General features: G+C 71.4%; 10 protein-coding genes. 3 read left to right on the forward strand and 7 right to left on the reverse strand.

Annotated elements, in window-relative coordinates:
- Positions 1-13: 13 nt before the first annotated feature.
- From BST10_RS00795 to BST10_RS00805, 3 genes are read right to left on the reverse strand one after another with little or no spacing between them, the layout of a single operon-like run.
- Entirely contained in the window at positions 14-1,090 is a 1,077-nt protein-coding gene (locus BST10_RS00795) for a potassium channel family protein (protein ID WP_083035846.1), read from the reverse strand.
- A 9-nt stretch (positions 1,091-1,099) separates the two neighbouring features.
- Entirely contained in the window at positions 1,100-4,531 is a 3,432-nt protein-coding gene (locus BST10_RS00800; protein ID WP_083036113.1) for an ATP-dependent helicase, read from the reverse strand.
- A complete protein-coding gene (locus BST10_RS00805) occupies positions 4,528-7,662 on the reverse strand; it encodes an ATP-dependent helicase (RefSeq protein ID WP_083035848.1) in 3,135 nt (1,044 codons plus the stop codon). The genes BST10_RS00800 and BST10_RS00805 overlap by 4 nt, the downstream gene beginning before the upstream one ends.
- Positions 7,663-7,719: 57 nt before the next feature.
- Between BST10_RS00805 and BST10_RS00810 the strand changes: the two genes are divergently transcribed.
- A complete protein-coding gene (locus tag BST10_RS00810; protein WP_083035850.1) occupies positions 7,720-8,508 on the forward strand; it encodes an alpha/beta fold hydrolase in 789 nt (262 codons plus the stop codon).
- Between the two features lie 10 nt (positions 8,509-8,518).
- The gene (locus BST10_RS00815; RefSeq protein ID WP_013829848.1) at positions 8,519-8,815 is read left to right on the forward strand and encodes an MGMT family protein; all 297 of its coding nucleotides are present in this window, start codon (positions 8,519-8,521) and stop codon (positions 8,813-8,815) included.
- Positions 8,816-8,829: 14 nt separating this feature from the next.
- Here BST10_RS00815 and BST10_RS00820 read toward each other — a convergent pair whose 3' ends face one another.
- The 3 genes from BST10_RS00820 to BST10_RS00830 all read right to left on the reverse strand — a co-directional run bounded on the left by BST10_RS00820 (position 8,830) and on the right by BST10_RS00830 (position 12,115).
- Complete coding sequence (locus BST10_RS00820; protein WP_013829849.1) at positions 8,830-9,684, reverse strand: TIGR02569 family protein; 855 nt, start codon at positions 9,682-9,684, stop codon at positions 8,830-8,832.
- Between the two features lie 108 nt (positions 9,685-9,792).
- Entirely contained in the window at positions 9,793-10,971 is a 1,179-nt protein-coding gene (gene moeZ / locus BST10_RS00825; RefSeq protein ID WP_083035852.1) for an adenylyltransferase/sulfurtransferase MoeZ, read from the reverse strand.
- A gap of 109 nt (positions 10,972-11,080) precedes the next feature.
- Positions 11,081-12,115: a DUF3152 domain-containing protein gene (locus tag BST10_RS00830; RefSeq protein WP_083035854.1), complete on the reverse strand. Its 1,035-nt coding sequence runs from the start codon at positions 12,113-12,115 to the stop codon at positions 11,081-11,083.
- Between the two features lie 203 nt (positions 12,116-12,318).
- Here BST10_RS00830 and fasR point away from each other — a divergent pair, with 203 nt between their 5' ends.
- The gene (fasR, locus tag BST10_RS00835) at positions 12,319-13,005 is read left to right on the forward strand and encodes an HTH-type transcriptional activator FasR (RefSeq protein ID WP_013829852.1); all 687 of its coding nucleotides are present in this window, start codon (positions 12,319-12,321) and stop codon (positions 13,003-13,005) included.
- A 15-nt stretch (positions 13,006-13,020) separates the two neighbouring features.
- Here fasR and BST10_RS00840 read toward each other — a convergent pair whose 3' ends face one another.
- The gene (locus BST10_RS00840; RefSeq protein ID WP_013829853.1) at positions 13,021-13,278 is read right to left on the reverse strand and encodes a DUF3107 domain-containing protein; all 258 of its coding nucleotides are present in this window, start codon (positions 13,276-13,278) and stop codon (positions 13,021-13,023) included.
- Positions 13,279-13,299: the final 21 nt, after the last annotated feature.

A 13,299-nucleotide genomic window follows, 5' to 3' on the forward strand; every position in this document is an offset into this window, starting at 1 on the left:
CGCAGCCGGAAGCTCACGGGTTGTTCACCGTTCGCACGTAGAGCAGCCGGTCGCCGGCCTCGACCGCATCCAGTTCCGGTGCGTCCAACCGCAGCAGCTGCCCGTCACGGACCACGGCGAGCACGATGTCGTTGAGATGTTTCGCCGAGCCACCGACCTCCTGCTGCTCGACTTCCCGCTCGGCGATGGCGTAGCCGGCGTCGGGGGTGAGCAGATCCTCGATGATCTCCACCACGCTGGGCGTGGTGGTGGCGATGCCGAGCAGTCGGCCGGCCGTCTCCGAGGACACCACCACCGAGTTGGCGCCGGACTGTTCCAGCAGGTGCTGGTTCTCGGCTTCCCGGATGGCCGCCACGATGGTGGCCTCCGGGGCGATCTCGCGGGCGGTCAAGGTGACCAGCGCCGCGGTGTCGTCGCGGCCGGTGGCCACCACGATCGCGGCCGCACGCTGGGCACTGGCCAGGCGCAGCACATCGGACTTGGTGCCGTCGCCGCGTACCGTCACCAGCCCCTTGCCCTCGGCCTGATCGAGGACACCCTGGTCGTTGTCCACCACGACGATGTCCTTGGGCGGCGACTCGTCGTCGCCGCGCATCGCGGCGATGGCGGTCTTGCCCTTGGTGCCGTACCCGATGACGATGGTGTGGTCTTTCACCCTTCTCCTCCAACGCTGAATACGGAATGCCTGCCGGGAATTCTCGGTGAACGCCTCCACGGTCGTTCCGACCAGCAGGATCAGGAACGCGATCCGCAACGGGGTGATGACCAGGACATTGATCATCCGGGAGAATTCGGTGACGGGCGTGATGTCGCCGTACCCGGTGGTCGACAACGTCACCGCCGAGTAGTAGAGGCAGTCCAGGAAACTCAGCCGGTCGCCCTGCACATCCTGGTAGCCGTCGCGGTCGAGGTAGACCAACAGCGTCGACACCAGCAGCGCCGCGAACGCGATCGCGGTGCGCCGGTAGACGGTGCGTCCCGGACTGGATTGCCGCTGCGGCATGTGCATGCGGCCGACGAGCGCGTAACTGGGCTGGGCGGTCAGCGGTTCGTCGAGGCCGCGCAGCCGACGCCATCTAGCGCTCGCCACGACGAACGGTCACCGGTCAGCCTGACGCACGGACCCACTGTAGCCATCCGGGTCGGCACCGGTGAGCAGTGCGGCCAGCTCGGCGGCATCGGGCAGCTCATCGGGGACGACGGTGGTCCCGGTGCGCACGTAGTGGAAGGCGGCCCGCACCCGCGATTCCGGGCAGTCGGTCAGCGCGGCCCAGGCCAGCCGGTAGACGGCGAGCTGGACGGCGGCGTGACGGCGCGCCTCGGGGCCGTCGGGGACCGCACCGGTCTTCCAGTCCACCACGGTGACGCCGCCGTCCGGCTCGGCGAACACCGCGTCGATGCGGCCCCGCACCACGGTCTGCCCGAAGGTCATCTCGAAGGGCACCTCGACGGCGGCGGGTGAGCGGGCCGCCCACGGCGAATCCAGGAACGCCGCCTGCAGGTCCGCCAGCTCTTCGGCGTCGGCCCGGGCGGTGTCGGCGTCGGCCGCACCGGGCAGGTCGTCGAGCTCGAAGAGCCGCTCGGCACCGTAGAACCGCTGTACCCAATCGTGAAATGCGGTGCCCAGCAACGCATGCGGGTCCGGGCGTGCGGGAAGCCGGCGGGTCAGCCGCTGGGCTGCGCCGATGGGGTCGCGGCTCAACTCGACCAGACCGCTCACCGAGACCTGGCTGGGCAGCGTCCGGGCCGGTTGCGCAGCCACGCGGGCCCGCTCGGCCAGCAGCGCATCGACGTCGGCAGACCACGAGCCGGCCCGCGATCCGTTCACGGGCTCAGCGTCCGGCGCCGGGTCGGCTCTGAGCGCCGCGCTGACCAGCGCCGCGCCACGTTCGACGTCGCTCCGCCGGCCGGCCAACGGATCGACCGGCCAGTTCCCTTCGTTGACGTTGTCGCCCAGCGGGTTTCGCTCGCCGCCGGCCGGCGCGTCCGCCCACTGCTCAATCGACCCGCAAGGCGTCCCGGCGGCCGCCGAATCGTCGATCACCGCCTTGAGTTCGGTCAGGAACTCCGACGGGCCGCGCGGCTTGGTCTCACCGGCGCCCCAGTGGTGACCGGAGACCAGCAGGGTGTCCTCGGCGCGGGTGACCGCGACGTAGAGCAGCCGACGCTCTTCGTCGACACGGCGCTGATCCAGCCGGCGCAGATGCTCGGAGATGGTGTCGGACAGCTGCTTTCGATTCGTGACCGCGCCCGTGTCGAGCACCGGAACGCCGTGATCGCCGGGCCCATGCGGCGGTCCCAGCTTCGGCTCTCCTCCGTCGAGCCTCGCTGAACCGCGGTGTTGATGCGGCGGTCCCAGCTTCACCTCTCCTCCGTCGAGCCTCGCTGAACCGCCGGGCTCGGCGCGGTCGCCGCGCAGCAGCGGCGGCAGTTCGGCGGCATCCGAGAGCCAGCTGCGGCGCGACGCGGTCGACGGAAACACCCGCGCCACCAGGTGCGGCACCGCCACCACCTGCCATTCCAGTCCCTTCGCGGCGTGCACCGTCAGGATCTGGACCCGGTCGGCGGCCACCGCGGGTGCGGCCGGCGCCAACCCGTTCTCCACCACGGCGGCCGCATCCAGGTAGGCCAGCAGGCCCGGCAGCGATGCCTGACCCACGCGTCCTTCCACGTAGCCGGCCACCACGTCGGCGAACGCATCGAGCTGTTCGGTGCCCGACACTCCGGTCACCGGCTGCGCGGCGAGCACCTCGCAATCCAGGCCCATCACCCGGCGCACTTCGGCGACCAGGTCGGGCAGCGGATGGCACAGGTGGCCGCGCAGCACGGTCAGCTCCTCGGCCAGCGCGGTGACGCGCCGGTATCCGATGGCCGAATAGCGCTCCGCCGGGCCCGGGTCGGCGAGAGCATCAGCCAGGCACGCGGTGTCGGAATCGGGCCCGGCCTGCGCGGCGATCTCGGCGGCCGAGAACGGCCCGCTCACCTGATCGGTGCGGGCCAGCTCGACCGCCCGCCGCCACAGTGCGGCCAGGTCGGCGGCACCGAACCGCCACCGCGCACCGGTCAGCACCCGCATCGCCGCGGCGCCGGCGGTCGGCTCGGACACCAGCCGCAGCATCGCCACCAGGTCGGCGACCTCCGGCACCGACAGCAGCCCGGCCAGCCCGACCACCTCGACCGGGATGCCGCAGGCCCGGATCGCCTCGGCGAACGGCGCGGCGTCGGCGTTCCGCCGTAGCAGCACCGCGGCGGTGGGGGGAGCGACGCCGTCGGCCGCTGCTTGCCGGTAGCGCTGTTGCAGCGCCTCGGCCACCCACCGGTGTTCGGCGGCCACGTCGGCCAGCAGCGCCAGCCGCACCCCGCCCGGGGGCGCGTCCGGCCGCGGCCGCAACGTGTGCACGGTGACGGAACGCCGCCGGGCCTCCGCGGAGATCTCATTGGCGACGTGCAGCACCTCCGGCGGGTTGCGCCAGCTGGTCCGCAGTTCCAACGTCGGGGCGGGGGTGCCGTCGGAGAGCGGGAAGTCGGTGGCGAATCGGGGCAGGTTGGTCGCCGAGGCGCCGCGCCAACCGTAGATCGACTGAATCGGGTCGCCCACCGCCGTCAGGGCCAGCCCGTCATCGACGCCGCCGCCGAACAGTGATGACAGCGCGATGCGCTGGGCGTGGCCGGTGTCCTGATATTCGTCGAGCAACACCACCCGGTAGGTGGCGCGCAGCCGCGCGCCGACGGACTCGCCGGCCCGCGCCAGCCTGGCGGCGGTGGCCATCTGCGCACCGAAGTCCATCACCCGCTCCGCCCGCATCCGCTGGTGCAGTGCGTCGATCAGCGGTACCAGCGAGGCGCGTTCGGTCTGGGTGTCCAGCATCTTGAGCAGCGACTGGTTGGGGTCGGCGCGCTGACGCGGTCCGGGCGGCAGGGTGTGGACCAGCCGCTCCAACTCCAGGTGGGTGTCGCGCAGCGCATCGGTGTCCACCAGGTGTTCGGCCAACTGCCCGGCCAGGCGCAACACCATCGCGGTGATCGCGGCCGGGTCCCGGTCGGTGCGCAGCTCGCCCGGGTAGCCACTGACCACGTCGAACGCGAGCTGCCACAGCCCGGTCTCGGTGAGCAGCCGGGTATCGGGTTCGATCCCGAGCAGCAGCCCGTGCTCGCGCAGCAGCGCACCGGCGAACGCGTGGTAGGTGCTCACCGTCGGCGTTGCCGAACCACCGGCCGATCCGGCGAAGCCCGGCTCGGGGATCAACAAGCCGGCGCCGGCCAGCCGGGCCAGCCGGGAACGGACGCGGCGCAGTAGTTGGCCGGCGGCCTTGCGGGTGAACGTCAACCCCAGCACCTGGCCCGGATCGGCGTAGCCGTTGGCGACCAGCCACACCACCCGGGCGGCCATCGTCTCGGTCTTGCCGGCGCCGGCCCCGGCGATGACCACCAGCGGACCCGGCGGTGCGGCGATGACCGCCGCCTGCTCCTCGGTGGGCTGGTGCAACCCGAGCGCTGCTGCCAGCTCGGCGGGGTCGTAGCGGGCCTTCATGCGCCACTCCCGCCGGTGTGGGCCGGGCAGATCGGCCGGATCGGGCAGTGCCGGCAACCGTCGTTGACCCGGGCGGTGAACTGCGGACCGGCGGTCGCCGCGGCCGCCGCAGCGATGCGCTCCCGCCAGTCGCGACCGGACTCGGGGGTGAGCGGGTCCTGCTCACGCTCGGTGGCGCCGCCGGCCGCGGTCTTGGCCGGGTAGACCAGCCGCGCGCCACCGGGCTGCTCGTCGGGCCCGACGAGGCCGGCTTCCACTGCCAGCTGGTAGACGGCCAGCTGTGCGTGCTGTTGCGCGTCGTCCTTGCTGACCGGCGTCTTGGCGGTTTTGACGTCGACGACCACCAGCCGTCCGGCCGCATCACGTTCGATCCGGTCGATCCGGCCGCGCAACCGCACCCCCTCGCCGGCGTCGATCACGCCGTCGAAGGCTATCTCGGTGCCGACCTCGGTGAGTTCGTCGCGGGTCTGCGCCCGCCAGGCAAGGAAAGTCTCGATCATGGCGCGGTGCCGGTCCTGCTCATTGGCCGAGTGCCACGGCGATTCGAACGGCAGTTGCCGCCAGGCCCGGTCCAACTCGGCCAGCAGCTCTTCTCGGCTCACAGCGGACTCGGCGACCAGGGCGTGCATCAGCGACCCGATTGTCGAGCGCAGGTCACGGCCGTCGGTTCCACCGTGCCGTTCGGCCAGCCAGCGCAGCGGGCAGTCCAGCAGGCTCTGCAGCGCCGACGGCGACAGCGTGACGACCTGCCCACCCTCGGTACGCCACAGCGGTTCCTCGGTGCTCACCGGCGCCGTCCCGTGCCAGTCGGCCGGGTCGGCACCCGGTACCCCGGCACGTACCAGCCGCGCCAATTGCGTTGCGGCATCGGCACGTTCGGAGTCAGTGACAACGCCGTCGGGAGCGCAGACCGCCGCCCGAAGCCGCCCGACCACCCCGGCCGCCGACAGCACCGGCGGGGCCGCGACCGGCGGTGCCGGTGCCGGCACGCCGTCGGGGGTGGCGCAGGCCGCGAGTTCGGCGTGAAACTCCGAGGGGAGCTGTTCCTCGGTCGCGCCGCCGTCCCCCTCACCGTCGACGGCGGTGATCATCAACCGATGCCGTGCCCGGCCCATCGCCGCCACCAGCAGCCGCCGCTCCTCGGCGAGCAGCGGCGCCCGGGCCGAGACCTCGTCACCGAGACCGTGCAGGCTGTCCAGTAGGCGCTGGGTCCCCAGCACGCCACCGCGCGGAACGGTGTTGGGCCACAGCCCTTCCTGGACACCGGCGATAACCACCAGATCCCACTCGCGCCCGAGTGCGGCATGCGCGCTCAGCACCTCGACCGCCTCGACGCCCGCCGCGGCCTCGGTGCGGGGCATCACCAGCTGCATGGCGGTGACATGCTCGATGAGGCCGGCCAGGGTGGCGCCGGCCGTGCGTGCGACATAGTGCTCGGTCAGATCGAACAGCGCGGTCACCGCGTCCAGATCCCGGCCTGCTTGGGCGCCGGCCGGTCCGCCGCGCTGTGTGGCCGACAGCCAACGTTGTTGCAGCCCGGACCGATTCCAGGCCTGCCACAGCGTGTGGTGCGGATCCCGGCCGTCCGCGTGGCTGCGCGCCGCGGCCTGCAACACCGCGCGCACCCTGCGCAGTGCGCGGGCGTGGGCGACCGGCAGCTGGCCGGCCTCACCGCGCAGCACCGCCACCAACCGGTCACCGGGATCGGATTCCGGGTCGGCCGCGGCGCCGCGGCGCAGCACCCGCTGCAGCTGCCGCAACGAGATCGGGTCCACGCGCCCGATCGGGCCGGTGAGCAGGGCCAGCGCGCGGGGACCGTCCACACCCTCGGCCGCGCATTGCAGCACCGTCAGCAGCGCTGCCACCGCGGGCTGCTGGGCCAGCAGACCGCCGGCGATGGGAAGGGCCACCGGAACACCGGCGGCGGTCAGCGTGCGAGGCAGTCGGGCCGCCGCGCGCGGCACCGACCGGACGATCACCGCCATCTGGGACCAGGGCACGCCGTCGACCAGGTGGGCGCGCCGCAGCGTGTCGGCGATCAGAGCGGCCTCGGCATGGCCCGAGACCGCGGTGCGCACAGTGACCGACCCGGCGTCGGGACCCACGGCCTCGAGGCGCCGGGTGGCGCTGCGGCCGGGCAGTCGCGCGGCGATGGTGTTGACGGCGCGGATCACCGCCGGGGCGCATCGGTGTGATGCCGTCAAGTGCACGGTGGGTGCGCCACCGGGCGTTGGGTCGTCGGAGAGCAGCGCGGCCGGTTCGGCGCCGCGGAACCCGAACACCGCCTGGTCGGGGTCGCCGGCGATCACGGTGCGCTGCACCCCGGCAGCGAGTACCCGCACCAGCCGGGCGGCCTGCGGGTCGAGTAGCTGGGCGTCGTCGACCAGCAGCAGCCGCAACCGGCTGCGTTCCTCGACCAGCAGGCCGGGGTCGGCGGCGAAGGCCTCCAGGGCGGCCCCCACCAATTCCGCGGCGCCCAGCGCCGGTGTGGTGGCCTGCGGTGCCGCGGTGCCCACCGCGGCACGAAGCAGCATCACCTGTTCGTACTGTCGGGCGAACCGGCCCGCGGCCGTCCACTCCGGGCGCCGGTACCGCTTGCCCAGCCGGACCAGCTCGGCCGGGTCGACGCCGCGTTCGGCGCAGCGTGCCATCAGATCCCGCAGTTCGGTGGCGAAGCCGTCGGTGCCCAGCGCCGCGTGCAACGACGACGGCCAGGCGCGGGCGCCGTCGCCGGCAAGCAGTTCCCGGATGACGCTGTCCTGCTCGGCCCCGGTGACCAGCCGCGGTGGGGCGGCCTCGGCCCGTCGCGCGGCGCGCTGCAGCACCGCGAACGCGTAGCCGTGCACGGTGCGCACCAGTGGCTCCCTGATCGCCCGGGTGGCCGCCGGGCCGCCCGCGGCCAGCAGCGTCGCAGTCAGTGCACCCCGGGCCGCCGCCGGAAGCCGTCCCGATCCAGTCAACAACAACAGCGAATCCGCATCGGCGCCGGCGGCGACATGAGCCGCAGCCACCTCGAGCAGCAGGCTGGTCTTCCCGGTCCCCGGGCCGCCCCGCACCTGCAGCACTCCCCGCCGCAGCGGATCCAACGCCGCGGCGACCTCGCCGGCATACGGCTCCCAGTGCTGCGTCATGACGCCATGACACCACTACCCTCTGACAATCCCGGTGAGGGCTGGCACCATCGACGGGTGAATTCCGATCATCGGCTGCACGTGCACCGCTATGGTCCGGCCGGCCCGATACAGCTGTTGGCCGTGCACGGCTTGACCGGCCATGGGGCCCGCTGGCGACACGTCGCCGGGCAACTGCCTGAAACCACTGTCGCCGCACCGGATCTCATCGGCCACGGGCACTCGTCGTGGGCGGCCCCGTGGACTATCGACGCCAACGTGGCGGCGCTGATCGGGTTGCTCGAGGGCGGCGCCGGCGGCCCCGTCGTGGTCGTCGGGCATTCCTTCGGCGGAGCGATAGCGCTGCATCTGGCCGCGGCGCGCCCCGACCTCGTCCATTCGGTGGTGCTGCTCGACCCGGCGATCGGCCTGGACGGCCACTGGATGGCCGAGATCGCCGCGGCGATGCTGGCGTCCCCGGACTATCCCGACGCCGCCGAGGCCCGCGCCGAGAAGGCCAACGGGGGGTGGTCGGACGTGGATCCGGCGCTGCTCGACGCCGAACTCGCCGAGCACCTGGTGGCACTGCCCGGCGGGCGGTTCGGCTGGCGGATCAGCGTACCGGCGATGATGTCGTACTGGAGCGAGCTGGCCCGCCCCCTCGTGCTGCCCCGATCGACGCCGACGACGCTGCTGCGCGCCACCCGCACCTCACCACCGTATGTGGACGCGCGCCTCATCGAGGCCCTGCAGACGCGGCTCTGCACGAAATTCCAACTCGTGGACCTTGATTGCAACCACATGGTGGATCAGGCCCGGCCCGCCGAGGTGGCAGCGGTCATCCACGACCGGTTGGCCCGGAACTAGGAGTTCCCCGGTGGCGACCGTGACCGACGAGCAGGTTGAGCGGGTGCGCGCGCTGATCCTCGGCATCCCGGCCGGCCGGGTCGCCACCTACGGCGACATCGCCTCCGCAGCAGGGCTTTCCAGCCCTCGCATCGTCGGCTGGATCCTGCGGGTCGACGGCGCCGACCTGCCGTGGCATCGGGTGATCAGGGCGTCCGGGCGGCCGGCGACCCAGCTGCGCACCGAACAACTCGCACGGCTTCGCGCCGAAGGGGTGACCGCCGTCGACGGACGAGTGGATCTGCGCGCCGCACGTCACCGATTCTGACGGCGCCTGCGGGGTCAGAGCGCCAAGCGCACCAGTGCCGCAGTGCGGGCCAGCCCCGGGAACGCCTCGGCCGTCGAGCGCGGGTGCAGCGCATGTACGGCGAGTCGGAACATCAACGCGCGCAACAGCATCTGCGGCCACTCAGGCAGTGAATCCCAGCGTTCGATCAGCCCGTCATCGGCGTCACCCCACGACAGGGCGTCTACCACCACCACTCCGGCGGCCCAGGACGGCGGCCGCCAGTACGGCGTGATGTCGGTGATGCCGGGCGCCGCGGCACCGGAGAACAGCACCGTGCCGTACAGGTCGCCGTGCACCAACTGACTGGACCCCTTGGTGGGCTTGCGCAGCGTGGCGAGCTGATTGATCAGGTCGATGGACCGCTGCCCGTCCACCGAACCCGGAGCCAACCGGGCGCCGGCCTGCAGTGAGGCGAACGGCTTCTCCTCCCACGCGGCCCGATCGGCGGCGATGAACACATCGACGTCGGCCCACGGCGCCACCGGCGCCTGGGTCAGGAAGCGCGGCCGCTCCAACTTGGCGGTGGCCTCGTGCAACCGAACCGCCGCCGAGACCACTTCGTCGTGACGGGGCTCGGGACTGCCCGCCACGAAGGTGTCGGCCCGCCACCCCGACACCACATAGCGTCCGTCGGTCGAGCGCACCGGCCGGGCCAGTCGGATGCCGTCGGCGAACAGCGTTTCGCGCACCTTTGCCGACCAGGCGGCCCTGGCATGGTCGGCGACCATCGACACCACCACTTCCCCGCACTTCCAGCCGTCCTCCCACCCGGCACCCAGCGGGGTGGGCTCCATGCTGCGGAGGCCGAAAGTCGCCAGCACGTGCTCGGGCGGCGGCTCGACAGTCACGCGACAACTCTATGCTGTCAGCGTCAGGGCGTCGGGGAGCCTCGCCGCTGTGTCCATGCGGCGGTCCCAGCTTCACCTCTCCTGCGTCGAGCCTCGCTGAACCGCCGGTCAGTACATCACCATGTCGGGCTGCATCGCCTTGGCCCACGCCACAATTCCACCCTGCAGATGGACCGCGTTGGCGAAACCGGCCTTCTTCACGGTGGCCAGGGCCGCCGCCGAGCGCACGCCGGTCTTGCAGTACAGCACCGGAATCCGGTCCTGCGGCAGCGTCGCCAGCCCCTCGCCGGTGTTGAGCATCGACTGCGGTACCAGCCGGGCGCCCTCGATGTGGTTGATCTCCCACTCCGCCGGCTCACGCACGTCGATCAGCTCCAGTTGCTGCCCGGAGTCCAGCAGCTCACGCAGCTCGGCCGGGGTGATGGTGGACCCGGCGGCCGCCTCGGCCGCATCCGCGGAGACCACCCCGCAGAACGCCTCGTAGTCGATCAACTCGGTGATCTTGGGCGTGGACGGATCCTTGCGTACCCGAATGGTGCGGTAGCTCATCTCCAGCGCGTCATAGATCAGCAGCCGGCCCAGCAACGACTCCCCGATGCCGGTGATCAACTTGATCGCCTCGGTGCCCATCACGGACCCGACCGACGCGCACAGCACCCCCAGCACGCCCCCCTCGGCGCAGGACGGCACCATTCCCGGCGGCGGAGGCTCGGGGTACAGGTCGCGGTAGTTGAGTCCCCGACCGTCCGGTGCGTCCTCCCAGAACACCGAGACCTGGCCCTCGAAGCGGAAGATCGAGCCCCACACATAGGGCCGGTGCGCCAGTGCCGCGGCATCGTTGACCAGATAGCGGGTGGCGAAGTTGTCCGTGCCGTCCAAGATCAGGTCGTAGGATTCGAACAGCTGCACGGCGTTCGACGCGTCCAGCCGGAATTGGTGCAACCGAACGTCGACCAGCGGGTTGATCGCGTTGATCGAGTCGCGGGCGCTCTCGGCCTTGGCGCGGCCGACGTCGGCGACCCCGTGGATGACCTGGCGCTGCAGGTTGGATTCGTCGACGACGTCGAAGTCGATGATCCCGATGGTTCCGACACCGGCGGCCGCCAGATACAGCAGCGTCGGTGCACCCAGCCCCCCGGCACCGATCACCAGCACGCGGGCGTTCTTGAGCCGTTTCTGTCCCTGCACGCCGACATCCGGGATGATCAGGTGCCGGCTGTAGCGCTCCACCTCATCGCGCGTCAGCTCGCCGGCGGGCTCCACCAGCGGCGGCAGTGATCTCGACACCGCACAATCTCCTCGAAGTCGTCTTCGTCATCCATCACAGCAGCTGGTGGGGGCAACGACAAACCCACGACGAAGCTTCCCGGTCCGGCGGCCCGATCGCCCGATCGGCTCAGGCGATGGGGGCCGGCCACGGGTTGAACCGGCAGGTCTTCCCGTCGGGCTTGACCCAGTCCGGGTCGAACTTCGCCGCGTCGTCATTGGAGGTGCCGAACGTCTGCTGCATCATCACCGGCGCCAGGCCGTCCTGCCGCTCGCACGGCTCGTGATGCTGATAGCCCAGGGCGTGGCCGACCTCGTGGTTGATCAGGTACTGCCGGTAGGAGCCGATGTCGCCCTGGAACGGCACCGCGCCGCGAACCCAGCGGGCCTCGTTGATGAACACCCGCGGTTCCGACCGCGCACCGTAGGACGGGTTGTAGCACGACGCTTCCAGCGGAATCTCGTACCCGCAGCCTTCCCGGACGGTCAGCGGCGAGGTCAGCGAGATCCGGAAGTCGGGTTCGACGCCGCTGGTCGCGTCGACCCGCACGAACCCGATCTGCGGGGTGTGCGTCCACCCCTTGGGGTTGCGCAACGTCTGGTCGACCATCCGGGCAAACGCCTCGTCGCCGCCGAAGGCGGTCGTGTCGATGCCGTTCTCCACCTCGATGGTGTAGGCGAACACCTTCTCGGTGCCCCGGCCGAATACCGGCTGGGTGCCCGGAACGACATGCCAGGTCATGGCGCCGGCCTCGGTGAACGGGCCACCGTCGGGCAACACCCCGGTCGGCAGGTTGACGTCGAATTCGGTGAGCCCCCGCGGCGGCGCGCCGATGATCGAGGTGCCGGCCGATCCGATCGTCGGCGGGCCCTGCACCGGCTCGTCGGAGTCCTGGGCGCGTACCCCGGTGCCGGTCACGGTCTGATAGACCACCACCACGGTGAGCACCATCAGGACCGGCAGCGCGTAGGCCCGCCAGCCGTAGGTGGACACGAAACTGCCCAGCCAGGTCTGCTTGCGCCACTGCCGATGGATGTCGCGATCAGACCGCAGCCGACCGGTGCCGGCGGCGAGTGGATCGCGCTGCGCGCGCAGGGGTTCGCGGAAACGATCCCGAAGTACCGGGGCTCGACCGCCGCCGCGTTGCCCCGGGTCGTAGGTCACCGTCCCAGAATGACACAACCACTGCGAGCTGGGACTCTTCGCCGCGCCATGTCGGGGTGCCGCGAACCGTGCCGCAACGGGCCGGCGCCGCCTTGGTGGATGTCGCTGGCAGATCTGACGGGGGCAGCGCGTAGTCTCGCTCTCACGCACCGGCCGTCGGGCGCTCATTCCTGCCGGCCGGCCGAACCCGGATTGAGGAGTCGATGAGCAAACCGATCGACACGGCCGAGCGCGGTGGCGGCAAGTCGGCCGGCCGCGGCTCAGGGGCCGCCAAGGCGCCGGCGGCCACCAGCCGTCGGGGCAGTCGGCTGCCCCGCGACGAGCGACGCGGACAGCTGCTGATCGCAGCCAGTGAGGTGTTCGTCGACCGCGGCTACCACGCAGCCGGTATGGACGAGATCGCCGATCGGGCGGGCGTCAGCAAACCGATCCTCTACCAGCACTTCGCCTCGAAACTGGAGCTGTACCTGGCGGTGCTGGCCCGCCACGTGGAGAACCTGGTCTCCGGTGTGCGGCAGGCCCTGCGGACCACCACCGACAACCGCCAGCGGTTGCGGTCGGCGGTGCAGGCGTTCTTCGACTTCATCGAGCATGACGGCCAGGGCTACCGGCTGATCTTCGAGAACGACAACGTCGCCGAGCCGCAGGTCGCGGTCCAGGTGCGGGTCGCGACCGAATCGTGCATCGATGCGATCTTCGATCTGGTCAGCCACGACTCCGGCCTCGACCCGCACCGCGCCCGCATGGTCGCCGTCGGGCTGGTCGCGATCAGTGTGGACTGCGCCCGCTACTGGCTCGACAGCGACCGTCCGATCTCCAAGGAAGACGCGGTCGAGGGGACGGTCGCGTTCGCCTGGGGTGGGCTGTCACACGTGCCGCTCACTCGTTGAGAAGAACGGACTTCGTCACGAGGAATTGGCCCGGGCAATGGTTTCGGAGCCGATCCCGAACCCGACCCGCCGGCTGTCGGCGGCCCCGATCTCCACATAGGCGATCTTGGCGGCCTGCACCAGGAAGCGGCGCCCCTTGTCGTCGGTGAGGGCCAGCAATTCCGTGCCCTTGCCCAACGCGGCGACCACCAGTTCCTCGACTTCATCGGGCGTCTGCGCGCTGTTGATGACCAGTTCGCGCGAGCTGTCGGTGACCCCGATCTTGACCTCCACGCCGGCCCCTTTCGTTTGCGT

The organism is Mycolicibacter algericus DSM 45454, from assembly GCF_002086455.1.
GTDB lineage: Bacteria > Actinomycetota > Actinomycetes > Mycobacteriales > Mycobacteriaceae > Mycobacterium > Mycobacterium algericum.